Below are 24023 nucleotides of genomic sequence, written 5' to 3'. Positions count from 1 at the left end.
GATTGATCGTCAATGATTGGGCCGAGGCAACCGGCCATTCGGTCGATGAGCTCGTGAAGATCTATGACGACCTGCATGAGAAGATCGGCGCCGACGCCTGGCTTTCGGGAAGAGCGACGGGAGAAGAGTTCGCGGACGCCGTCGACCATCCCTATCAAACAACCGGCACGGCCGCGCGACCGATCCATATCGCCAACCCGGATGCCGACGAGTTCGCTGTTATCGTTGATAAGGACGGTCGGCTACGCTGGGACAAGAACGACATTGAGGGGGCTCACCTTGTCGTCCTGACAGGATCTGACGTGGATGATGCTTACCTGGCGGGCCTCACCCAGGCTGGCGTTTCCTATATCGTATCGGAGAAAGATGGCGTCGATCTGAAAAACGCGCTCGACGTTCTCGGAACCGAGTTCGGTGTGAAGCGCTTGATGCTGGAAGGCGGGGCGCAAACTAATGGCAATTTCTTGGATGCGGGTCTTGTTGACGAGGTCAGCCTAGTCATCTTCCCTGCGATCGGAGGCAAGTCGAATACACCGGCCATATTCGAGGGCGGTGAGGATGGGCTTGCCGGCGGGGCGAGGCTCACGTTTATCAGCGCCGAAGCCGCTGGCCTCGGCTCCGTCCATCTGAGATATCGCGTTGGACGTCCGTAGGAGACGTCCATAGGAGAAGACTGTAGAAGGGATCCCCCCAATCGGAGGGCCCAGCTTGAGATGGACAGGTGCCGCCTTGCGCGGCATCTATCCGAAGGATTGTTGGCGATATTCACTTGCTCTCCTGCGATGCCACTCGAAGTGGCACATTGGCTCCTTCCAAAGCCGCGCGGACGTCGACTGACGGTTCCTGGTCGGTGATGATAACTTCGAACTCGTCAATGGTGGCCAGGACATGAAGAGCGGTATGATTGAAGCGCTTATGGTTTAAGAGCAGGCAGCGACGCGCGGCGCTTGCAATCATCGCTCGCTTCGAGCGGACAACGTCATCATCCATATGGTAGACGCGCAATCCAGAAACTGCCGGCGTTGAGATAAAGGCGATGTCGGCGCTGAGACGCGACAGTGCCTGTTCGGCGACGACGCCGAAAAAACCATTGAACTTCATCGAATAGCGTCCACCGACCGCAATCAGGTTGATCCCTGATTCCGTCTTGAGCCGATCGATGACCGCCGCATTGTTGGTGATCACCGTCAGCGGCCTCCTCTGTGGCAGCAATTCCCCGAGCACCGACGCCATAGATCCGTCGTTGACCATCACCGTCATGCCGGGCTCGACGAGTTCAAGGGCGGCCTCGGCCATCCGGCGCTTGGCCTCGCCCTCCTGCTGCTGGCGAAACCGGAAATCGCTTTCGAAATGGCCTCCTGCCTCGATCGTTGCCCCGCCACGGACCTTGCGAAGCATCCCTGCCCGCTCAAGATCATCTAGATCCCGGTGGATGGTCATCTTGGATACAGCGAACCGATCGGATAGGTCGTCGAGATCCACCACCCTCTGCGCGACCAACAGGTCCATAATGGCCTGCCTCCGATCATCTCTCTTCATATTTTAGTCCTCCGGCGCACTAATCCGATCCTTTAACATCAAGATCCGCCGCTACAAATCACATGCAAACATCATTTTTCGTTAGTTTGTCTTGCTCTATTCGACAACGCCACTGACGCTGCTGGCATACTGGGACACGTGAAGACGCATGATGGCGCGATTGCACCGCTCCATGCATGGCCGAAGGCGCTCATTTTGTAACGAAACAGGATGGTTTGGGGGTTCAAGCGCAAATGTCATCGCCATGGAGATGGTCCCGCGCGTCAGCCGCGCACGGAAGATGGAGGCCTTGTCCTCCATGGTCAACATCGCGGGCTACCGGGCCGTCATCAAAGCGGGCGCGAATATAGGGCTTCTTCACCGGGCAGATCACCGCAGCGGGCAAGGTGTTTGGTAAAGGCCTGTGTCACTGACACCCGGCCTTTTCTCTGCTTATCGCCTTGGGAGGACGATTGTGAACGATGCGGCTTGGTGTTCGCGCTGCTTCAAATCGATCAAACTCTTGATACGTCTCCGTCGGCCACACAAATCTCGACGAGCATGAGCTGGCGATCCGTCAGGCGCGACGGATAGATTTTTGACAGCTGCTCCTCGTGCATGGGAACGATTCGTCGTTCGTCCATACCAACGATTTTGAGCATCTCCTCGGCGGACTCGATCAGACGTGTCTGGCTGCCATTGGCAAGGCCCGGCGGCACAAAGCAGGGATCGGTGGCGTCCTCACCCGTGAGGTTGCTGTAGGTGTAGATGACGTCGCCGGACAGGACAAACTTGCCGTCTCCACCGCCCGTCTCCACCACCACATATTGCGATCCTGCGGTATGGGTGTCGAATGCCGGATAGACATGAACGCCTGGCACTAGGTTTTCCCGCTCTCCCTCCACCAGTTCCAGGCGGCCTTCGATATTTGCCTGGGTCAGATAGAGGATATCCGCCGGATTCAGTCCGGCCTGCAATGAACGGAAGCGCCGACCCTTTGCCAGAATCCACATCCAGGATTCCAATTCTTTCTTCTGAATGAAAATCTTAGCATTTGGGAAGAACTTTAGGCCGCCAATGTGATCGAAGTGCGCGTGCGTGAGGATGACATGCGTGACGTCTTGGGGCCTGATCCCGCATTCCCCGAGAACGATTTCCGGAGGCGTCCAACCGGTAACGCCGATTGAGTTGGCGATCTGGCCTCCGAAATCGGCGGCGTCGTGACCGGCATCGACCAGAACGACTGCATCTCCTGACTTGATGAGTATGTATGCGAACGGCAGGTTCATCGTGCCCTGATTATGGGCGCCGTAAAAAACCCCGCTGACCGGGTGCACCGGGCTTCGAGAGTATTCAAGCACCCAGATCGAATGCGTTCCCATGGTCTTCCTCCCCATGTCCAAGTAGGGACCCTCCACAGCATGCTGTCGTGTCGAAGGTCGACGTGCCTAAGATGGCGGCCGATCGTTTCAGCTCGATCGCCGCATTTGAAAGCAGCCCCAGCAGGGGTGCATCTGAAACCAGGACACGGCGCTGCAGGTGCTCCTCCGCCTCGACAAGCAGGCCATCTGCCCGTCCAAGATGGGAGAGTGCGTGGCCCTGCCCCGCGAGACCGCGCAAGCCCGCAAGCGAGGAACGGACGGATCGCTTTATCTCTGTGGCGCGATTGGCGAGTTCTCCAATCAAGAGGCGCATGCTCTTCTCCCTCAATGCCATATGCATGAAGGAGTAGATCGCGAGGAGCTCGCCATATGTCCTGACGAGCGCCTCGAGGCATGCGCGCGCCTCCGGCGATGGAACCGAACCCACGAGCGCTTCACAGCGGAAGCCGCCGAAAACGGTGCCTCCGCTGGCCATCATCGTACAGCCGTCGGCAGCGGAGCGTTTGACGGAAGAAGGCTCGCCTCAGTCAAAGCGTCCCAAAATGCAGCGGGTATTGTCTCGTTGATCGCCTTGACGTTCTGCTCGACTTCCAATGCGCTCTTTGCACCCATGACCAGCGTGGCCACTGCCGGATGCGCATAGACGAATTGCATCGCCGCTGCAGGCAAGCTCACCGCATATCTTAAGCAAATGCTCTCGATGGCCTTGACCTTTTCGACGACGGCCGCCGGAACCTTGCCGTAATCGTAAGTGGCCGCGGGACCGCTTACGCCGGTCGCGAGGATCCCGGAATTGAAGATCCCGCCGGCGATCACGGAGACGTTCCGCTGGAGCAACTCGTCGAACGCGGCCTCAAGCGGGGCATGATTCAAAAGGGTGTAGCGGCCGGCGATCAACGAGCAGTCGATCGGAAATTCACGGGCGACACCCACGACAGACTCGGTCTCGTTGACACCCAGACCAATGGCCGATACGGCTCCGCTGGAGCGAAGTTCGTCCAGTGCCTTGTAACCGGAGGCCCGCAACTGGTTCCAATAGAATTCGCTCTGGTCGCCGTGCCATGCCCGACCAACGTCATGCACGAGAAGAACGTCAATATAGTCTAGGCCGAGGCGCTGTTGGCTGTCTTCGAATGCACGCATCACGCCGTCATAGGTGTAATCGTAGGTATCGAGAAACGGAAGCGGGTCGATCCACTCGATGCCGTAGACGGTCTCTAACTTCTTCGTCCTGCTTGCGGGCTTCAATACGCGTCCGACTTTGGTGCTTACCACCACGTTTTCGCGCAGCTTGTTCGCCCTGAGGGCATGGCCAAGATAATGCTCCGACTTGCCGAATCCATACATCGGCGCGCAATCGAAATAGCGGATGCCGGCCGCATACCCGGCGAGGATCGTCGCTTCGAATTCGTCGTAGGAGACATCGGCGTTGAAGCCAGAGAGCGGCACTGTGCCTAGCCCAAGCGAAGTTACCTGCACTTTGCTTTTTCCGAGCGGCCTAGTTTCAAGTTCGGTCATGTGATCATCCCTAGATGTCGATAGGAGGCGTCGAAGCGATGTAGCTTCCGCCATGCCGTCATTGTTCGGATAAAGCCCGTGTCCCAAATGCGTGTCATGTCGCCGGCGTCTGCCGCCAACCACACCAGAAATGCTTGATGGACCTCCGTGGCCTGACTCCTCAATCGGCAAGGTGTAAGGTATAAGGTCATACCTATAGAGGCAAGCGTTTTTTGCATGCCGCCATCCGCATTTTGCGAATTGCTTAAAAATGCCGCCTACGCGCAACGGGGCGCGGCAGCTCGTCTCAGCCGATCGTTGATTGCCCTGCCAAGGCCAATCAGAGGCACAGGGGCGAATGCAATAACGTCACTCGCGCCGGCCAAGGCGTCGGCTTCACTCATGGCGGTGTAGAGGTTGCGGGCAGCTTCCTGAAGGTCACCGGAAGAAGACAGCGTCAATTGACAGCCCTCGCACTCCGGTCCGAAACCGACCCAGACCATATTGGCGGCAGGACGGTCGACATTCATCTGAACGGCGGCTTCCGGAGCATAATGGCTCTTTAGCTGGCCTGGTGCCGAGACTTTTTGGGGCCCAGTGTCCTCGTCAATCGGGCCGAGTAAAGCTTCCAGTGCCTCCCGCGGAACTGACCCGTGGCGTAGAATGATCGGAGATCCGACCAAAGACAGAATAGTCGATTCCAGGCCGTGATCGCATATGTCTTCTTCCACGATTCCCGAAATCCGTCCGTCCAACTGGCGGACAACTTCCACGAAGCGGGTCGAGGTGACCTTCCCGGAACGATTGGCTGAAGGCGCTGCCACCGGAAATCCGACGGCCCGGATCAGCCGTTGGGCGACACTCGACGAGGGAAATCGGATTGCGACATTTTTCATGCCCGCGGTAACTGCGGTTGCGAGCCCCGCGTCTTCCCGCTTTGGCAGGAGCAATGTCAGAGGTCCCGGCCAAAAGCTGGCAGCAGCCAACTCTGCCTCCGGATTGAAATGTGCCATCCTGCGCGCCATTTCCACGTCCGAAACGTGGATAATCAGGGGATTATGCCGCGGGCGTCCTTTGGCTTCATAGATGCGCTCGATCCCGGCGGGGCTGCTGGCGTCCGCGCCGAGCCCGTAAACCGTCTCCGTCGGAAACGCGACAACTTCGCCATTTCGCATGAGCCGGGCGGCAGCTTCAATCGCGCTGTCGCTGACGTCAAAATGACGGGTGGTGGCCATCTTTTTTCCTCGCGCTGGTTCTGGAAGGGAGCAGAGATCGATACGACCAAAGCCATTGGCTCAGGAGGCCCGGTTCGGCGTGCCTCCTGACAGCCTCAACGTCGTCCCCGCTGAGCCAAACTCAGTTCAAGCCGACTACGCTATGCGGCACGTATGGCTCCTCGAGTTCGCGGACCTCGTCGTCGCTTAGCTTGACGGCCAAGGAAGCGACGGCATCCTTCAGATGCTGTAGCTTCGTTGCGCCGATTATAGGAGCCGTCACGCCCGCCTTTGTGTTAAGCCACGCCATCGCAACGAGGGATCGCGGGACGTTCTTGTCCTCTGCAATCTTTGCGACGACGTCTACGACGCGGCGATCCGCCTCGTCCGCGTGACCGTAGAACCGAGCGGTGACATTGTCGGTCTCGGACCTCAAACTGCTTTCCTCCCAAGGCCGGCTGAGGCGCCCGCGAGCCAGCGGACTGAACGCGATGATCCCCACCCCTTCAGCTTTACAGAGCGGCAACATCTCCCGCTCTTCCTCGCGATAAAGGAGGTTCATCTGAGCTTGCATCGAAACGAAACGCGACCATCCGGCAGCGTCCGACTTGTAGAGCGCGCGCGCAAATTGCCATGCGTAACAATTGCTGGCTCCGATGTAGCGAACCTTGCCGCTTCGAACGAGATCGGTCAGCGCTTCCAGCGTCTCTTCGATCGGGGTCGAATTGTCCCAGAAATGAATTTGGTAGAGGTCGATGTAGTCGGTCGCCAGCCGCTTGAGGCTGGCCTCAGCCTCCGCGATGATTGCTTTGCGGGAAAGTCCGACCGCATTCGCTCCGTTGCGCATCTTGCCGTAGACCTTGGTGGCAATGACAACCTCATCACGCTGCACCATCTCCCTGAGCAGCTTGCCGATGATCTCCTCGCTGGTGCCGTCCGAGTAGGCATTGGCCGTGTCGAAGCAGTTTATGCCCTGTTCGAGTGCCTCTTTGATAAATGGCCTACTGTCGTCTTCGGACAAGGTCCAAGCATGGTTGCCGCGATCGGCGACGCCGAAACTCATGCAACCAAGAACCAGTTGCGAAATTTTGAGACCTGACCGGCCAAGCTGACGATATTCCATCTGTCATCTTCCTTCTGATACGGTTTTAGAGCCGAACTTGGCGAGCGACTGCGCCAGCTCTGGATGAGATTTGGCATATTCATGGAGATCGATTCCGGCGACCGCGGCATCCCAGGCCGCACGAACCGCTCTGACACCCGCCGACGGCCCGCCGGGATGGCTGACGACGCCACCACCACAAAGGTAAAGGTGGTCAAGCGTCTGCTCCGTCCTTCGATAGGTCTCAGGCGCCTGTCCACCCCATTGACCCGAACAAACGACCGGTAACGGGCGGTCGGCATCACTGAAGATCGGTTTCTGGAGATCATGGAACGACTGAACGAAAGACGCGTCCGGCTCCCAGTATTTGGCGGCAATGCCGTTGATCTGGAATTGGTCGACGCCGAGAAGTCGCCAAAGCTGTTGGTAGACCGAGAAATCGAACCCAAGACCAGGATGTCGGGTGAGAAGATCCCAGCCGTTGCGATGGGCGTGCAAGACAAGGGACGACCGCCGACGCAGGAACAGAAAAGCGCCCATGCCGATCGAATTGATGTTGATGACAGCGGCGTTTCCACCCTCGCGCACGACCAAGTCGTGCTTGCGAACCATCTCGTCGGGATCGACGTCGGAAATGCCGAAGGCATACATCACCTTCTTGCCGGTGCGCTGCTCCTGATCCCGGATGATCGGCATGATCGCTTTCACCCGCGCCTCCAACGAGGAGTACGGTGGCGACATCAGTTTCTCGTCGTCCTTGATGAAGTCGACACCGGACGCGACGAGTTCAGCAACCACCTGCGCCGTTTCGTCCGGGGTGAGGCCGAGCGCGGGCTTGATGATCGTGCCGATGATTGGCCTATTGTAGACGCCGGTCAGACGCCGGGAGCCTTCGATCCCAAATTGAGGCCCCGGGTAGACGCCTTCAAACTCTGGAGGCAGCTGCAGGCCGATGACCCTCAGCCCGGTGAATTCCTTGATCGACCAGACCCCGCCCAATGCAACCGTGGTGACTGCCGCGAGGTCAGTTCCGACGGCCTCCAGGGGATAGGCGATTGTTGTCTCCGCTCGGTTGAAGACTTCGCCCGCTGCAGGGAGCGAGGGAACCTCGACAGAGTCCAGTTTCTCGAAAGCGACCACGCGCGCGGCCGCGCGCGCCTTCAGTTGCGGCGTCTCTCCGGGCAGGTCAACAAATGTACCCGTCGACTGGTCGCTTCCGATCTTGACCGCCAAGGCCTCAGCGCTCCCGGCGGTCTCAATCCGATAGGTGACCAGAATGTCCGAGGGCCTGCGCTGAGCCAGATCCATCGCTATCATGCCTCCGGAACTGGCGCGGCTTCAGGGATGAGGCCGGACGACTTCAGGTCGGCCCAGAACGCAGCCGGAACCGGCGTCGAGATCGCGGCGACGTTTGCGGCGACGTGTTCGGGCGCCAGCGCTCCCTGTACCACCGCGGTCACTGCAGGATGTGCGTAGACAAATTGTGTCGCTGCAGTCGCAAGCGAGACGCCATGGCGCTCGCAGACGGCTTCGAGCGCCTCGACCTTGCGGACGATCGCTTCAGGCGCGGGCTGGCAATCGTAGGTGCGGGTGGTTGTCATCGACTTGCTACCCTCGGCGAGGATGCCGGAGTTGTAGATGCCAGCCGCAATGATACCGATGCCGCGACGCTGCATTTCTGGATAGAAATGGTCGAGAGCGCCGTGGTTGAGCAGGGTGTAGCGCCCGGCGACCATGGAGCAGTCGAGATCAAATTCCTCTGCCACCTGCAGGACCGACGCGGTTTCATTGACGCCGAGGCCGATGGCCTTCACGGAGCCTGTGCTGCGCAGCTCATCACACGCCTTGTAACCGCTCGATCTCAGCGCCGAAAGGTGGGTGCTATACGCCTCGCGGTGCCATTCGCCGCTCACGTCGTGGAGATAGAGGATGTCAATGTGGTCCATACCCAGGCGCTGCTGGCTATCTTCGAAAGCGCGCATGATGCCGTCATAGGAATAGTCGTAGTCATCGACAAATGGCAGCGCCTTCACCCAGTCGATGCCGTAAAGGCTCTCGGCGCGCTTTGCGCGGCTTTCCGGCTTGAGTATCCGCCCCGCCTTGGTGCTGACCACGACCTTGCCGATGAGATCGTTGTTGCGAAGGACATGGCCGAGGGAATGCTCGGACTTTCCAAGGCCGTAAAGGGGCGCGGTGTCGAAATAGCGGACACCCAAGTCGTATGCCTTGAGGACGACCGCCTCGAAAGTCTGGAAGCTCACATCGACATTGCACCCACCGAGCGGCGAGGTACCCAGCCCTAGCGAGGTCAGCGTCACATCGGTCTTTCCAACTTTTCTCTTCAACATGATGGTCGATCCTATTTCCCTGGTGTAAGGCGGACGGCCGTATGGGCCGTCCGCCGTTGTCCGATTACATGTACTTCTCGACATTGGTGGAATCGAGCACGAGCCACGGCACGACGTAGTCCTTCTCGGTGCCGCCCTTCCATTCCATCAGCGAGCCCCAGATTTCGGACTGCGGCTTGTAGCTCTCGCCCTTGATCGCCCGCAGTGCGAGGTCGACAGCGCCCTGGCCTTCGGCGCGGGCGTACTTGTAGAGGCTGACCGCCATCTCGCCCTTCTTCACGGCGCGCTTTGCGTCCGGAATGCCGTCGATCGCAAGAACGGGAACGGTCTTGAGATCGATGCCGGCGCTCTTCATGGCTTCGATCGCGCCAAGCGCCATCTCGTCGTTTTCCGCAAGGACGCCGTTGATCTCACCCGGGTGTGCGAGCAACCAGTTCTCCATGAGCGCCTGACCCTCGGCGCGGCTCCAGTTGCCTGTCTTGTCTTCGATGAGCTTGAGATTCGGGAACTTGGCGAGACCAGCGTCGATGCCTGCGCGGCGCTCGATCTGGGCCGACTGGCCGATCGGACCCTCCATGAGGACGACGTTGCCCCCGTTCGGAAGGCGCTTGGCGAGTTCCTCAGCGATGATCCGGCCGCCTTCGGTATCGTTAACGATGATGGACGCGGTGTATTTCGTCGACTTGGTCTTGAGCGCCGACACGATAAGCGGGATTTTCGCTTCGGCGGCCTTTTCGATCGGCGGCGCCGAGGCCTCGAGGTCGAACGGTGACATGATGATCGCGTTGAATTGTTGGGTGATCGCTGTGTCGATCTGGTTCGCCTGCGTCAGTGGATCATACTTGCCGTCGAAAACGGTGATCTCGACCTCGCCCGATTTGACGGCGGGATGGTTCTGGATTTCCGTCGACCAAGCCTTCATGTACTCGCCGGACTCACCGAACGAGAGAGCCGCGATCCGAATTTTGTCCTGCGCGAAGGCGAAGTTCCCGCCAGCCAACGTCGCTACGGCGATTGCCATACCCACACCCGCATTGAGCAGGTTCCTCCTAGACATCTGCATTTCATATTCTCCTCTGGTTTAAGATACGTCCGGACGCGACACGCTGGGCCGGACATTGTCGCCGGCCTTCCCCGGCGGCAATTTCGGGATTGGTCTTATTTGCGGATTTGGTCGGCGATGACCGCGACCACGATGATCGTGCCCTTGAGGACTTGCTGGTAGTATGAAGACACGCCCATGAGGTCCATGCCGTTGTTGATCGTGCCGATGATGAGCGCGCCGATCAGTGTGCCGAGCAGCGATCCGCGGCCGCCCGCAAGGCTCGTCCCGCCGATCACGACGGCGGCGATCGCGTCAAGCTCATAACCGATGCCCGCTTGCGGCAGCGCAGCGGTGGTGCGAGCCGTCAGGACAAGCCCCGCAAGACCAGCCAGGAGGCCCGAGATCACATAGGTCGCACCGACGATCACCTTGGTGGAAATGCCGCTCGTGCGAGCCGCCTTCTCGTTGCCGCCAACTGCGTACACATAACGGCCGAAAGTCGTATAGTTTAAAACGGTCCATCCAATCAGGAACACGACGAACAGGATGACGATCGGTACCGGGATATACATGATCTGCCCGGAGCCGATCCACTTGAAGGGATCCGACAGATTCGGGATGGGGCGTCCTTCCGAAAAGATCAAGGTGAGACCGCGGGCCACGCTCAACATGCCAAGCGTCACTACGAACGGCGGGACCTTGACCGCGGCAACAAGCACGCCATTCACCAAGCCGAGGCCGGCTCCCGCCGCGAGACCCGCAAAGATACCGAAAAGCACGAACTGCTCGTTGGTCTCCGTTACGAGGCTGGCGGCGATCATGCCCGCGAGCGCCATTACGGAGCCGACCGATAGGTCGATGCCCTTAGTAAGGATGACGAAGGTCACTCCGATCGCCAGAATGCCGTTGATCGACGACTGGCGAACGAGATTCAGCCAATTCAACCATGTCATGAAGTACTGGTTCGCGAACGCGAAGAACGCGACGATCAGGAAAAACACGAGAACGATGCTGAACTGCCTGATCATTTCCCCGGCGCGGAAGTTTCCGGGCTTCGCCGCAGCGATGGTATTCATTACTCAAGTCCTCCCGTGAATGGGGCTATGACCGCTCATCAGCTCGCCATGTCCATAAGCGTCTGTTGCGTTGCTTCGGCACCGTCGATGATGCTGAGGAGCTGCCCCTGTTTGAAAATCGCGATCCTGTCGCTGAGCTGCATGATCTCCGGTGCCTCCGAGGAGACCACGAGGACGCCGTTGCCCTTTGCCGCGAAGTCTCGCAGGAACGCGTAGATCTCCTGCTTGGAACCTTCGTCGATGCCACGCGTCGGTTCGTCGCAAATGAGAAGCTTTGGATTTGTCAGAAGGCACCTGGCCAGCACGACTTTTTGTTGGTTGCCCCCTGACAGAGTTTCGACGGCAACATCTGGCGACGCCGACTTGATCCTCTGTGAGACGATCATGTCTTGAACTGCGCTGCGCTCTTTGTCCCCGCGGATGAAACCGCTGATGGCCATCAAGGCCAGCGATGAAAGCGTGATGTTGTGGGCGATCGATGCCGACAGCACGAGACCACTGTCCTTGCGATCCTCGGTCACCATCGCCATTCCACGTTGAATTGCGTCCTTAGGACTGCCTGGCTTGACCTTACCGCCGTTGAAGACAACTTCGCCTCCCGTTGGTGAGTGCAGCCCGAATATTGTCTCGAGGAACTCGGTTCGTCCGGACCCAAGCAGCCCGTAGATTCCGACCACTTCGCCGGACGCCACGTCTAGCGAGATGTCTCGGAAATGAGGCCCGCGCGCCAAGTTCGAGACCGAAAGCAGGATTGGCGCGTCTTCGAGAGGCTTGCCCTTCTCGACCAGCTTGACTTCACGGCCGACGATCTGTGTCACAAGATGACGGCGGTCGATGTCTTTGATGTTTCCAGTCTCGATGAAACGGCCGTCGCGGAAGACTGTGTACTCATCCGCGATCTCGAAGATTTCGGTGAGTTTGTGAGACACGTAGATAATTGCGGAACCGCGCGCGGTGATCTTGCGGAGCGCGTTGAACAAGACATGGACTTCGTGTTCGCCGATAGCAGATGTCGGCTCGTCCATGATGACGATATGTGCCCGATAGCTGAGAGCCTTCGCAATTTCGACGAGCTGAATCTGGGCGAGGCTCAGCTCCCCCATCTTCTTGGCAGCGTCGACTTCAAAGCCGAGTTCATCGAGGAATGCCTGGGCGTCCCTGCGCATCTGGCTAAAATCGACGAGCACGCCAAGTCGCTTCGGCTCGCGGCCAAGGTAAAGGTTCTCGGCGACGGTCATCTCGGGGACGGGGGAAAGCTCCTGCGTGATGATCGCGATGCCGTGACGCAAGGCGTCAGCGGCGCTTTTGAAGTCGACCTGCTCGCCATCGATCTCCACTATCCCCCCATCGCGGCGGAGCAGTCCCATCGTGATGTTGAGGAATGTCGACTTGCCGGCGCCATTCCCGCCGCACAAGGCATGGACGGTCCCGGCCTTTAGAGTTAGTCGGCCATCAACGAGCGCTGGGACCCCGTTGAACGACTTTTCCACGCCCTCGGCCCGCAGAAGCACGCGTGCCGAAGACGACTGCGCGGTTCCCTGAACTGTTATCTTCTCAGTTGCGTTGACCATGATATGACGTCATACCTCGTAAAATCGAAATCTATGCCGCGTGTGTGCGGATCGCATGCCGTATTGGTTCTACGCGGCGTCCAGTTCGAGGATCGCGCGTGCCTCCTGAGGTGTAGCCGGCTCACGTCCGACCTTTTGGGCAATCTCAACAGCGCGCGATATGACTTCCGCGTTCGTGGGTGTGCCGAACTCGCGATAGGGATAGTCGCCTATTCCAATAGCCATGTGGCCGCCCAGACGGCAGATCGCAGGAGCAATGTTCAACAGATTGCCCCCAAGGCAATTGACCGTCCATTCGATCGGCCGGTCGTCGGGCAGAAATGCAAGATGCGCCATGAGACCCGCCTCGGTCGGCGGATGCCCGGTAATGTATCGCCCTCCCGTCAGGTGGAGGAGAAAGTAGGCGGGCCCCCTCACAAGGCCCGCGTCCATCAGAGCGATCGCGCGGCGCGTGAACCCAACAGACCAGGAAACCAGCTTCGGCTTTACGCCCTTTTCGGCCAAGGTACGCGCGTAGTGCGCGAGACTTTCGGTCGTGTTGAGATACAAACGTTCTGGATTTTCGAACCTGCGCGTCTCGGCATCCCAAAGCTCGAGATTGGCCGAGCCGGTATCGATGGGCGCAATATCGGGCTTCGTAGCAGGGTCCAATGCCAGGGTTGCGACCGTGTCGATGCGCTTCATGGCGTCGGCATCATTCGAGATAAAGCCGAGCGTGGGAAGGATGAGTAGATCGGTCGCCTGCCTGACTTCGCGGATGATTTCGGCGTTTGCCTCAACGGTGTTTGTCGCACCGCCGTCGGCTGTCCTGGCATGATAGTGGAGAATCGCCGCTCCCGCCTTGCGGGCTGCAACGGCGGCCTCAACGATCTCGTCGGCGGTGTATGGGATATTAGGGTTGGATGTGCGCGGCGCGTACTCGTTGACCCTGGCTTCGAGGATGATTTTCTTTTGCATCTTTTGCTCCTTACGCCGCCAGATAACCCGAGGTGCCCGCCTTTGCCCGCAGGAAGAAGTCATCGGCACCAATCTGCCCGCCCTTCAGCATGACTTCGAGGCCATCGACTTCGGCGTCGCCCGGCGCATCCAGGCGGCAGACATGGCAATTTTGAACTTCGTCAAAAACGGCGATCTCGAGCGCTTCGGCGCCGATTGTCCGCACCGCATAGCTCGAACTGTCACCGCCCGAAAACACGATCCGCGGCAAGGAAACCGCGCGGCGCACGGCACGCGCAACGTCACAGTAGATGGCGCCCAAGCGTTCCGCGGGAACATCGCCGCCGGCCAGCCGGCCGGTTTCCCCGCGAGCCGTGTAGATGATTGTAGGTCGACCGCGCACAAGGCTCTCGATCGCCTTCAAAGCAGCCTCCCGCGCAACTGCCTCAGCATCATCATCGGACCGGACTGTCGAGACATCCAAGTGGACAAGGTTCCACCCGGAAGCTTCGGCCACCGCAATCTGGCGCCCGGTTTGCAGGGCGCAACTACCTGATAAAACAAGTAGATTTTCGACGCCGGCAATCTCCGTCTTGACGGGCTCCGCCGACGATAGCAGGCCCAAGCGGGCCCAAAGAGCGCCGAGTTGTTGCGCCAAGCCTTGAGCTGCAAGCGCGAACATCGGACGTGTCGGATACCGCGCCCAGAGCAGATCGGCGACAGCCGCAAGATCCGCATTTTCGAGCCCATCGAAAATGACCCCTGCCCCCTCTTGGAAGGCCTTGAAGACACGCTCCTCCATTGCCGAGCGGTTTCGGATTGCGGGAAGCGTGACGTTGACGAATTCCTTATCTGTCTGCCCAGCCAGATGCATGCGCAGATCCGCCTCGTGCATCGGCGTCCTGGGGTGGCGCGACATGCTCGGGTGCCGGTCGAGCCGCTCAATCCTGTCGGCAAAGCGCGCGAAATGATTTCCGAAACAGGTGTAGCGCCCGAAGTCCGGGGTCGCGGCGAGGACTGGAACGTCCCTCTTGCCGAAGTGAGCCGCAGCGCGCGCCAGAACAGCACCATAGCTTCCAACGGTGGGCGACGAGTCGAACGTCGAACAGATCTTGTATTGGATAAGCGGACTGTTGAGGGCGCGCATGATCGAAAACGCGCTGTCAAGCTCCTCGTCGAGCTCGACGCCGGACAACGCCCTTGCGGTACCGGCGAAGCCAAGCACATCATAAGACAGAGCATCTGTTGACGCCGTCTGTGCTGAAGGGCGTGCGAGATAGAGTTTTCCCTTCACACCACTGCGATGGAACTGCGCCAGGTTTTCGGAAGAACCCGTGAAGTCGTCGCCGTAAAACACGGCCTTGAGCTTGCCAGCTGATGTCATCGGATCCTCCCAATATCCCGGCCGAGGATATCTTCCTCCATACATCAGCCGGGCTTCACTCTTGACAATACTCATAGAAGCAGCTCATAACTCTGTCAAGGTCATACCTTATACCTTATACCTCATATCGAGAAAATTGGAGGACGACGAGATGAGACTTTCTGGACGCACTGCCGTGGTGACGGGCGCTGGCCGGGGCATCGGACTGGCAATCGCTGAAGCCTATGTTCGCGAAGGCGCGAATGTCGTTATCGTCGACCGCGATCTGGAAGTGGCGAACGAAGCCGCCGAGCGGCTTGGGGAGCGGGCTTTGGCCGTCCGCGCCGATATTTCGGTCAACGAAGACGTTGAGACGATCGTTAAGGAAACGATTGGCCGGTTCGGCACGGTCGACATACTCGTGAACAACGCGGGCGTGGGCGCAACCACTCTGTTTCTCGAAAGCTCAAGGGAGGAATTCGAACGCGTCGTCCGGATCAATCTGACCGGAACATTCCTCGTGGCGCAAGCCTTTGCTCGGATCATGGCCGCCAAAGGCTATGGGCGGATCATCAATATCGCTTCGCTGTCCGGTCAGAAGGGCGGTGTCGGACGTTCGGCCTATGGAGCCTCAAAGGCCGGCGTCGAACTCCTCACGAAGGTTATGGCGGTCGAACTCGCGGAATCGGGAATCAACGTGAATAACATCGCACCGGGCCCGATATTGACCGAGGTTTCGAAAGTCATGCACACGGTCGAAACGCGCGACGCCTATCATCGGCTAGTTCCGCAACGCCGTTATGGCGAACCATCGGAAATCGCTGATGCCGCGGTGTTCCTGGCGAGCGACGATGCTGCCTATATTACGGGGCACACCCTGAACGTCGACGGCGGCTTCCTGGCCGCTGGCCTCATGTTCCCATTCGATCCAAAAGCCTCGAAGCGGCTGGGACAAATCAGCGAATAACCTGGAGAAGTGGCCAGTTCGACGTTCGGCATTTGTCGCAAGCGGTAAAACGCGGTATGACCTCGTACCTTTTCGATTTCTGATTGGAGCGTGACCAGGAATGCTGTCTGTTGACCCAAAGAAAATCCCAAGCCGGCTGGACATAGCGCTCGACTACATTACGGGCGAAATTGCCAAAGGCAACCTCGGGCCTGGTGACAAACTTCCCAATGAAAAAGAGCTGGCCCAGCTTCTCGGGATCAGTCGCACTCCAATCAGAGAGGCGATCAAAACGCTCGCGGTCTCGGGTCTTGTCGAGACGCGTCATGGCTTTGGAAATTACATCCGTAAGGACGAAGGCCTTCCGGCGATGCCGCTCGCGATGTTTCAGCTCTATCTTCAGAGCTCGACGCCTGAGATGCTGATGGAACTGCGATACATTTTCGACCGCAACTGTTCAGAACTCGCGTCGCTGCGGCGTACGGACGAAGACCTCGCCACGATGAGAGAGTGCATCGACCGACTAAAAAGGCTGTCGGAGGATGCGAACTCCGCGATCGAAGATCTCCTCAAGGCCGATCTCGATTTCCACCGAGCAATATACAAAGCTGCCGGAAACCCGTTGATCGTCGTGATCGCCGACTTCGTGCTGACGATGGTCGCGCCTTGGGTGCAAAAATCGCTAGAGGTCAGTGGCAAATGGCGCGCAGTCGATCTCCACGAACACATGTTTCAGATGATCCGGGACAGAAAGACCGGTGACCTCAGCCGCGAAAGCGTCGAGGAAAACATGGAACACTTCCGCACATCCCTGCTGAAATGACAGCCAGGGCATCACGTCAAGGCGTGGCGCATCTTGCATTTCCCGCAGGTCGCACTGCGATCATCACCGGCGGCATCTGAAGGCGGACGCGAAGCCCGGATACCGTATGCCGCCCGGCCTATTCGCCGGGTTCTGAAAATTGCCAGAAAACGATAATGCGCCAGGCTGATTGCGCCTGGCGCGTCGACCGCGAGCAATGCTTGCCCAGCCTTCCAACTAGCGGGTGTGGTATTTCGTATCGACCTCGTCGATGGCGGCAACATTGCTGGCCGAGCGACCGTTCTCGTCGAACCTCTGGGCGAGGAAGGAGTCGACGATCGTCTTCGCAAGTTCCGATCCAATGACGCGGGCGCCCATGGTAATGATCTGGGCGTTGTTCGACAACGCCGCCCGCTCGGCGGAATAAGTATCGTGTGTGAGGGCTGCCCTAATACCCGGCACCTTGTTTGCCGAAATGCAGACGCCGATCCCGGTGCCGCACACCAGGATGGCCTTGTCATAGGTGCCGTCGAGCACGCCGTTGGCGACCCTGTCGGAGAGGTTCGCATAGAAATCGTCGAGACCGGCGTCCGTCCGGGAGACCTCGAACACCTCGAAACGGTCCTTGAGATAATCGGCGAGGACCTTGGCGAGGCCTTCGCCCGCGCTGTCGCCTGCTACTGCAATTTTCATCTTCATCACTCCTCAGATTTTGGCCGCGCACTTTTCGAGGATGTCGAGGTAGCCCTCGATCTTCCAGGCCGAGCGGCCGATGAACAGCCCATCGACATGGGGGCAGGATATGAGCTCTTCGCAGTTGTCCGCGTTGACCGAACCGCCGTAGAGGCAGGGAATGCGCCGGCCGAGCACGGCTTCCGCGAACGCGATGATCTCGGCCTGGCGGGCGTCGGCGTAGTCCGCTGTCGCGGGGATCCCATCGACGCCAATGGCCCAAACAGGCTCGTAGGCAAGCAGTATCGGTTTGTGCTTCTGGTCGGTAGAAAGGCTTCCCAACGCGCCGCGAACCTGGCGCTCGAGGACGTCGCGGGCTCGCCCGGCCTCGCGTTCGGAAAGTGTCTCCCCTATGCAGATGAGCGGGATCAAGCCGTGGCGAACCGCCGCCCCGACTTTCAGTCCTACCGTCACGTCCGTCTCACCGAAATGTTCACGCCTCTCGGAGTGACCAAGCTCGACGATGTCGAGGTTGCAGTCCTTGAGCATCAAGGGTGAAATCTCGCCCGTCCAGGCGCCCTCCTCGTCCCAATGCATGTTCTGCGCGCCGACCTTCACCGACGTGCCCGCCAACGCGGTCTTCACTTCCCGGACAACAGTGAAAGGAGGGATGACAAAGCGCTGGATGCGCGGATGGGACGTGATGTCTGCGGCCCTGAGACCGTGCGCAAACTGCGCGGCATCGGCAAGCGTCTTGTTCATCTTCCAGCTGGTGCCAATCCAGAGGGTTTTCTTCTCGGTCATCGCCGCTTCACCACGTTTGCGTTCAAATGGAAGTTGGCCGACCTAGAGCGAGCCGGCTCGATACCGCTTCGCCATTTCCGCGAGCGGCACAACATGAATGGAGCTTGCGCGTCCTGCCGTTCCGAAAGCTTCGAATCTCTCGCGGCACAGCTTTGAAAGCGCCGTCATTGCAGGCTTCAAATATTTGCGAGGGTCGAATTCTGTCGGATCTTCGGACAGCACTCGGCGCACCTGCCCGGTCATTGCCATGCGGCAATCAGTGTCGATGTTGACCTTTCGCACACCATGCCGAATGCCGCGCAGGATTTCCTCGAGCGGCACGCCCCAGGTGGGCTTCATCCGCCCGCCGAAGCGATTGAAAATTTCTTGCAACTCCTCCGGCACGCTTGACGAACCGTGCATGACGAGATGGGTATTCGGAAGTTTCCGGTGGATCGCCTCGATAACATCCATTGCCAGCACGTCACCGTCCGGCCGGCGTGAGAACTTGTAGGCGCCATGGCTGGTGCCCATTGCGACGGCAAGCGCATCCACCTTGGTCTCCGCGACAAATTTCGCCGCCTCCTCCGGATCGGTCAAAAGCTGATGCGGATCGAGCTTGCCTTCGACGCCGTGACCGTCTTCCGCCTCGCCCGTACCGGTCTCAAGCGAGCCCAGAACGCCAAGCTCCCCTTCCACCGAAACCCCTGCCCAATGGGCCGTGTCGCTGACGCTTCTAGTGACCTTGACGTTGTAGTCCCAATCCGCCGCGGTTTTCCCGTCAGCAAGGATCGATCCGTCCATCATGACGGACGTAAAACCATGCTGGATCGCGGTGACGCAGGTGCTCGGTTCGTTTCCGTGGTCAAGATGGACGCAAACGGGGATATGCGGATAGATTTCCGTCACAGCCTCCATCATGTGCTTGAGCATGATGTCGTTGACATAGGCTCGGGCCCCACGGCTCGCCTGGAGAATCACAGGCGAATCCGTTCCGTCGGCCGCTTCCATGATGGCAAGCGCCTGTTCCATGTTGTTAATGTTGAACGCCGGGACGCCGTAGCCGTGTTCGGCGGCATCATCCAGCAGCTGGCGGAGAGTAATCCTGGCCATGACGTGTTACTCGCTGGTTGGATTGGAATTGAGATAGCTTGCGATCACGTCGACCTCCGTCGCCGAACCGAAAACCAGCGGCGTGCGGCAATGGTGAGAGGTCGGGATCTTGTCCAGGATGGCGGTCGTGCCGTCGGTGGCCCGCCCCCCGGCCTGCTCCATCAGGAACGCGATCGGATTCGCTTCATACACCAGGCGAAGGCGCCCATTTTCAAAGCCGGGTCGCTTGTCGCCGGCGTAGAAGAACACACCGCCCCTGATCAGGATCCGGTGGAGCTCTCCGACTGCCGATCCGAGCCAACGCATGTTGAAATCGCGGCCGCGCGTTCCCTCCTTGCCGGTCAGACAATCCTGAAGATACAGGCTCATGGCAGGGTGAAGGTGACGGTGGTTGGAAGCGTTATATGCAAGCTCGGACGTGTCGCGAGGTATCTGAACCTGCCTTTTGACGATCAGGAACTCGCCGGTTTGGGGATGCATCGTCGCCAGCAGCACACCCTCACCGACCGAAAAGCCCAAATCGACCGTGTTGCCGAATGAGACATAACCGGCCGCGGCCTGGCGCTTTCCAGGGGTTAAAAAGGGATCTTCAGCTTCGCAGAAAGGCATGATCGAGAAGATCGTGCCGACGGGCGTGCCCAGCCCGACATTGCCTGAACCGTCGATCGGATCGATTGCGACCGCAAAATGCTGGCCATTGAGCATAACTGGCGCGTCGGCCTCCTCGGACAGGACCCTGGCAGCGCCTGCGCGTGCGAGTATTTCGACGAACAACTCGTGCGACGCGATGTCGATTGCCTTTTGCGCATCACCGTCGGTATTTGATCCGACAAAGTGGGCCAGATCGCCCTCCAGGGAACCGGCTGCGATGCGTGCGGATAAAAGACAGGCGGCATCCAACACACCGTTGATTAGAGCCGCCACCCCCTGACGGGACAAATCCTCAGCAGCCCAGGTCGAGAGGTACTCATCGACAGAACCATACTGGACGCCCGCTTCGTCATTTCCGGGTGTCGCCGGCGCGCTCATTGCTTGCCCCTTATCCTTGCTAGGGCGCGCGTGACGATTGCGTCACGCGTGATCCCAAATTGCTCGTACAGCGTCTCGGCCGGCGCAGACGCTCCGAAGCCGGACATCCCAATCACGTCGTCTTCGCTGTCGACATACCTAGTCCAGCCGAACTTCGAGAGCGCTTCCACGGCAATGCGCGGCGCGTTGCCGAGGACCGAGCTGCGGTAATCCTTGGGCTGCTGTTCGAAGAGATCCCAGCTCGGCATCGAGACGACAGCGGCGGGAACGTTTCTCGCCTCAAGCTCGTCGGCAGCCTGGATCGCAAGTGCGACTTCCGTTCCAGTGGCGATGATTGTGACGGCACGTTCGCTGCTCGCTTCCCGCAGCACATAGGCTCCCCGTGCGCAGCGATTGATGCCGTCACGCTGGGCGCGCAGTTGCGGGACATTCTGCCGCGAGAGCGCCAAAACCGACGGCGTGTTCTTGCTGGTTATTGCAAGATCCCAGCATTCCAGCGTCTCGATGGTGTCGGCCGGCCGGAATACATGCAAGTTCGGCATTGCCCTGAGGCTGGCAAGATGCTCGACCGGCTGGTGCGTCGGACCGTCTTCGCCAAGACCGATCGAGTCATGCGTCATCACGAAGATAGAGCGGACGCCCATCAGAGCCGCCACACGAATGGCATTGCGGCAATAATCCGAGAAGACGAGGAACGTGCCACCATAGGGTATGACGCCGCCGTGAGCCGCCATACCGTTCATCGCGGCGGCCATGGCAAACTCTCTAACGCCATAGCTGACATACCGCCCGCTTGCAGCGGCGGTGAAATCGCTGTCGACGGCCGGAACCCGGGTCAAGTTTGAGTGGGTGAGGTCAGCGGACCCGCCGATCATTTCCGGAAGCAGCTCCGTCAGCGCTTCCAGTGCGATCTGGCTTGCCTTACGCGTTGCCACTGATTGCGGCTTGTCGAGCAGCTTTGCCTTGGCGGCGTTGACCGCTTCCTCATATCGCGCTGGCAATGAGCCGGCGGTGCGGCGTTCAAACTCACTTCTGACATCTGCGCCCGCTGCTTCGAGCCGCGCTTGCCAGTCCTTGCGCGCCTTGGCGCCCTTCGCGCCGACTTCGCGCCAAGTTTTGAGGATTGGAGCAGGAATCTCGAAAGTGTCCGCCGTCCAGCCATAGACTGCCTTCGTCGCGGCGGCTTCGCTGGCGCCGAGCGGTGCACCATGTACGGAGCTTGTTCCTGCCCTTGACGGAGAGCCGTATCCAATGATGGTTTTCAGGGCTATGAGGGATGGTCTGGATCCTTCCGCCTTCGCCTGCGAGATCGCCGCGTCGATCGCATCCGGATCATGACCGTCAACGCGCTGCGTGTGCCATCCGTAGGCGTCGAACCTCGCGAGCACATCTTCCGAAAACGCGATTGCGGTCGAGCCGTCGATGGTGATGGAGTTGTCGTCGTAAAGGACGATCAACTTGCCGAGCTGCAGGTGGCCGGCCAGCGAAGCAGCTTCCTGACCAACACCTTCCATGAGACACCCATCTCCACAGAAAACGTAGGTCCGGTGATCGACAAGCGCTGCGCCAAATTCGGTTGATAGGCGCCGCTCCGCGATAGCCATTCCGACAGCCGACGCGATCCCCTGTCCGAGCGGCCCGGTGGTCGTCTCGACGCCAGCGGTGTGCCCGTATTCGGGATGACCTGGCGTTTTGGAGCCCCATTGGCGGAAGTTGCGAACCTGCTCAATCGTCATGTCTTCGTACCCGGTGAGGTGCAGAAGGCTGTAGAGCAGCATCGAGCCATGGCCGTTCGACAGGACGAAACGATCGCGGTCCGGCCAGCCAGGTTCGCTTGAATCGAACTTGAGGTGCCGGCCGAACAGCACCGCCGCCGCATCAGCCATGCCCATGGGCATTCCGGGGTGCCCGGACTTTGCGGCCTCAACCGCGTCGATCGACAGGACACGGATAGCGTTCGCGAGATCGCGGATCGAAACTGCTGCTGTCAATTCTTCCTCCCTCATAAACCGCGACTAATGTGGCGCACTTTTCTGGATATCACAATATCGAAACACAAAATAACGTACTATATACGGCCAACATAACAATATCACATTCCGCTGCAAAAAGTCTGCCCGTCGACATCATACCTCATACCTTATACCTCTCTATTTGCGCAATAGCTTTTATTTGACTACCGCGTCGATCGGGAGCCGTAAGGATCGTTCCGGGTCGATTTCATGGGGGCGGTCTGGCTCGATCCGTTTGGTGGCAAACGGACAAGACGACCACCGTGATGACTACCGCGTTGGGCACTCACGGTGGTTGAAGCCATCCCAAATGCGGGATGCTCAATTCGGCTCGCCGATGTTTCCCGACATTTCTTCAGTTGACAGCTTTTACAAATGCATTAACGTATACGTTATTGAATTCGAGGAACTCAATAGGCCTTAAAGGGAGGAACCGAAATGCCTATGACGATGCGCAAGTCCCTACAGATGATCGCCCTTGCCACTGCCCTCGGCGGCAGCGCTGCCTATGCGCCGAGCGCCTTCGCGATCGATGTCGATAAGCAGATCAAGGATATTGAAAGTCACCCGGCAAGCGGGCCCAACGGCGAAAAAGCGACCCTCGCGAGCGACCTGAAGCTATCCGCCGAAGAGATCGAAAAGATCAAGGCGAAGCATGCCAAAGCGGCCATTGTGATGCACTACACGGCGTCTGACTGGGCCAAGGCCCAGATGGCCGGGCAAAAGAAGGCCCTGGAAGAGCTCGGCGTCGAAATCGTTGCGACGACTGATGCTGGATATCGCGCGGAGCAGCAAGTTTCAGACATCGAAAGCGTCATGGCGCTCAAACCTGACGTCATGATCACCGTTCCCGCCGAGCAGTCAGCCACGGCCGCAGCATACAAGAAAGCTGCTGCCGCTGGCATTAAGATCATCTTCCTTGACCAGACCGGCGCCGGGATGAAGGCTGGCAAAGACTATGTGAGCCTCGTCTCTTCCGACAACCGCGGGATGGGAAAGGTCGCCGCACTGCTCATGGCCAAGGCGCTCGACGGCAAGGGCGAAATCGGTCTCATCCCGCATGCGTCCGACCTTTTTGCCACCAAAGAACGCGTGGTCGGCTTCAAGGAAGCGATCAAGGATTATCCGGATATCAAGATCGTCCAGGAGACCGGTGTCGGAGGCCCTGATTTCTCAAGCGAATCCGAGCGCGTCGCCTCCGCAATGCTGACGGCCCACCCCAACCTCAATGGCATCTGGGCCGTGTGGGACGTTCCAACAGAAGGCGTCCTGTCAGCGGCGCGCGCAGCGGGCGCGTCCAAGAGCCTCGTCATCACCACTTGCGACCTTGGCGTCAACATCTCGATCGACATGGCTAAGAAGGGTTACGTCAAGGGAACCGGATCCCAGCGTCCGTACGGCGCCGGTTATGCCGAGGGCATCCTTGCCGGATACGCCCTACTCGGAAAGGACGCACCTCCCTACGTCGTGCTCCCGGCCCTTGCGGTGACCCGCGATAACCTGATCGAGGCGTGGCCGCAGTCGAACGGCGACCAGGCACCGAAGATTCTCACCGACGCAATGAACTAACGGTGCGCGGGAGCGGCTCCGGCCGCTCCCCGTCCCCAGCGGCGG

Annotated in this window: 22 protein-coding genes and 1 pseudogene; 5 read left to right on the top strand and 18 right to left on the bottom strand. The window is 59.2% G+C overall.

Annotated elements, in window-relative coordinates:
* The first annotated feature begins 2 nt into the window (after window positions 1–2).
* The gene (locus CO671_RS23395; protein WP_245425024.1) at window positions 3–653 is read left to right on the top strand and encodes a RibD family protein; all 651 of its coding nucleotides are present in this window, start codon (window positions 3–5) and stop codon (window positions 651–653) included.
* Window positions 654–765: 112 nt separating this feature from the next.
* Here the strand turns inward: CO671_RS23395 and CO671_RS23390 are convergent, their stop codons facing one another.
* Window positions 766–1539 carry a DeoR/GlpR family DNA-binding transcription regulator gene (locus CO671_RS23390; protein ID WP_013984680.1) on the bottom strand — a complete coding sequence of 258 codons (774 nt, stop codon included), beginning with the start codon at window positions 1537–1539 and terminating at the stop codon, window positions 766–768.
* A 229-nt stretch (window positions 1540–1768) separates the two neighbouring features.
* Between CO671_RS23390 and CO671_RS34275 the strand changes: the two are divergent.
* A pseudogene (locus CO671_RS34275) lies at window positions 1769–1928 on the top strand (NAD(P)(+) transhydrogenase (Re/Si-specific) subunit alpha); the annotation flags it as partial.
* Window positions 1929–2033: 105 nt separating this feature from the next.
* Here the strand turns inward: CO671_RS34275 and CO671_RS23380 are convergent.
* The 12 genes from CO671_RS23380 to CO671_RS23325 form a co-directional block, all read right to left on the bottom strand.
* Entirely contained in the window at window positions 2034–2900 is an 867-nt protein-coding gene (locus tag CO671_RS23380; protein ID WP_028003125.1) for an N-acyl homoserine lactonase family protein, read from the bottom strand.
* Window positions 2872–3378, bottom strand: a complete 507-nt coding sequence (locus CO671_RS23375; protein ID WP_245425023.1) for a hypothetical protein — start codon at window positions 3376–3378, stop codon at window positions 2872–2874. Before CO671_RS23375 ends, CO671_RS23380 begins: the two co-directional genes overlap by 29 nt.
* Entirely contained in the window at window positions 3375–4418 is a 1044-nt protein-coding gene (locus CO671_RS23370) for an aldo/keto reductase (RefSeq protein WP_013984678.1), read from the bottom strand. Before CO671_RS23370 ends, CO671_RS23375 begins: the two co-directional genes overlap by 4 nt.
* Before the next feature lie 257 nt (window positions 4419–4675).
* Entirely contained in the window at window positions 4676–5632 is a 957-nt protein-coding gene (locus CO671_RS23365) for an L-threonylcarbamoyladenylate synthase (protein WP_013984677.1), read from the bottom strand.
* Between the two features lie 121 nt (window positions 5633–5753).
* Entirely contained in the window at window positions 5754–6734 is a 981-nt protein-coding gene (locus tag CO671_RS23360; RefSeq protein WP_013984676.1) for an aldo/keto reductase, read from the bottom strand.
* A 3-nt stretch (window positions 6735–6737) separates the two neighbouring features.
* Window positions 6738–8021: a 3-oxo-isoapionate-4-phosphate decarboxylase OiaX gene (gene oiaX / locus CO671_RS23355; protein ID WP_013984675.1), complete on the bottom strand. Its 1284-nt coding sequence runs from the start codon at window positions 8019–8021 to the stop codon at window positions 6738–6740.
* A gap of 5 nt (window positions 8022–8026) precedes the next feature.
* The gene (locus CO671_RS23350) at window positions 8027–9061 is read right to left on the bottom strand and encodes an aldo/keto reductase (protein WP_013984674.1); all 1035 of its coding nucleotides are present in this window, start codon (window positions 9059–9061) and stop codon (window positions 8027–8029) included.
* 64 nt (window positions 9062–9125) lie between these two features.
* Window positions 9126–10124 (bottom strand): substrate-binding domain-containing protein, encoded by a 999-nt coding sequence (locus CO671_RS23345; RefSeq protein ID WP_004129775.1) that lies wholly within the window; start codon window positions 10122–10124, stop codon window positions 9126–9128.
* A gap of 95 nt (window positions 10125–10219) precedes the next feature.
* Complete coding sequence (locus CO671_RS23340; RefSeq protein WP_004129777.1) at window positions 10220–11182, bottom strand: ribose ABC transporter permease; 963 nt, start codon at window positions 11180–11182, stop codon at window positions 10220–10222.
* Window positions 11183–11220: 38 nt separating this feature from the next.
* Window positions 11221–12753: a sugar ABC transporter ATP-binding protein gene (locus CO671_RS23335; protein WP_040140011.1), complete on the bottom strand. Its 1533-nt coding sequence runs from the start codon at window positions 12751–12753 to the stop codon at window positions 11221–11223.
* A 69-nt stretch (window positions 12754–12822) separates the two neighbouring features.
* Window positions 12823–13710, bottom strand: a complete 888-nt coding sequence (locus CO671_RS23330) for a 3-keto-5-aminohexanoate cleavage protein (protein WP_028753509.1) — start codon at window positions 13708–13710, stop codon at window positions 12823–12825.
* Window positions 13711–13720: 10 nt separating this feature from the next.
* Entirely contained in the window at window positions 13721–15073 is a 1353-nt protein-coding gene (locus CO671_RS23325) for a four-carbon acid sugar kinase family protein (RefSeq protein ID WP_013984670.1), read from the bottom strand.
* Between the two features lie 151 nt (window positions 15074–15224).
* Between CO671_RS23325 and CO671_RS23320 the strand changes: the two genes are divergently transcribed.
* Window positions 15225–16019, top strand: a complete 795-nt coding sequence (locus CO671_RS23320; RefSeq protein WP_004129782.1) for a 3-oxoacyl-ACP reductase family protein — start codon at window positions 15225–15227, stop codon at window positions 16017–16019.
* Between the two features lie 100 nt (window positions 16020–16119).
* Window positions 16120–16821, top strand: coding sequence for a GntR family transcriptional regulator (locus CO671_RS23315; protein WP_004129783.1), 702 nt, complete (start codon window positions 16120–16122; stop codon window positions 16819–16821).
* Window positions 16822–17037: 216 nt separating this feature from the next.
* Here CO671_RS23315 and CO671_RS23310 read toward each other — a convergent pair whose 3' ends face one another.
* From CO671_RS23310 to tkt, 5 genes are read right to left on the bottom strand one after another with little or no spacing between them, the layout of a single operon-like run.
* Window positions 17038–17493, bottom strand: coding sequence for an RpiB/LacA/LacB family sugar-phosphate isomerase (locus CO671_RS23310; protein ID WP_013984669.1), 456 nt, complete (start codon window positions 17491–17493; stop codon window positions 17038–17040).
* 12 nt (window positions 17494–17505) lie between these two features.
* The gene (locus CO671_RS23305) at window positions 17506–18276 is read right to left on the bottom strand and encodes a triose-phosphate isomerase (protein WP_097607895.1); all 771 of its coding nucleotides are present in this window, start codon (window positions 18274–18276) and stop codon (window positions 17506–17508) included.
* A 42-nt stretch (window positions 18277–18318) separates the two neighbouring features.
* Complete coding sequence (fba, locus tag CO671_RS23300) at window positions 18319–19368, bottom strand: class II fructose-bisphosphate aldolase (RefSeq protein WP_004129785.1); 1050 nt, start codon at window positions 19366–19368, stop codon at window positions 18319–18321.
* 6 nt (window positions 19369–19374) lie between these two features.
* Complete coding sequence (locus CO671_RS23295; RefSeq protein WP_013984667.1) at window positions 19375–20397, bottom strand: class 1 fructose-bisphosphatase; 1023 nt, start codon at window positions 20395–20397, stop codon at window positions 19375–19377.
* Window positions 20394–22403, bottom strand: a complete 2010-nt coding sequence (gene tkt / locus CO671_RS23290) for a transketolase (protein WP_051264138.1) — start codon at window positions 22401–22403, stop codon at window positions 20394–20396. Before tkt ends, CO671_RS23295 begins: the two co-directional genes overlap by 4 nt.
* A 474-nt stretch (window positions 22404–22877) precedes the next feature.
* Between tkt and CO671_RS23285 the strand changes: the two genes are divergently transcribed.
* Complete coding sequence (locus tag CO671_RS23285; protein WP_245425022.1) at window positions 22878–23978, top strand: substrate-binding domain-containing protein; 1101 nt, start codon at window positions 22878–22880, stop codon at window positions 23976–23978.
* Window positions 23979–24023: the final 45 nt, after the last annotated feature.

The sequence above is a fragment of the Rhizobium sp. M10 genome (assembly GCF_002531955.1).
GTDB lineage: Bacteria > Pseudomonadota > Alphaproteobacteria > Rhizobiales > Rhizobiaceae > Rhizobium > Rhizobium etli_C.
Note: the sequence above shows the minus strand (reverse complement) of the source record. Positions and strands in the feature narration are given on the sequence as shown.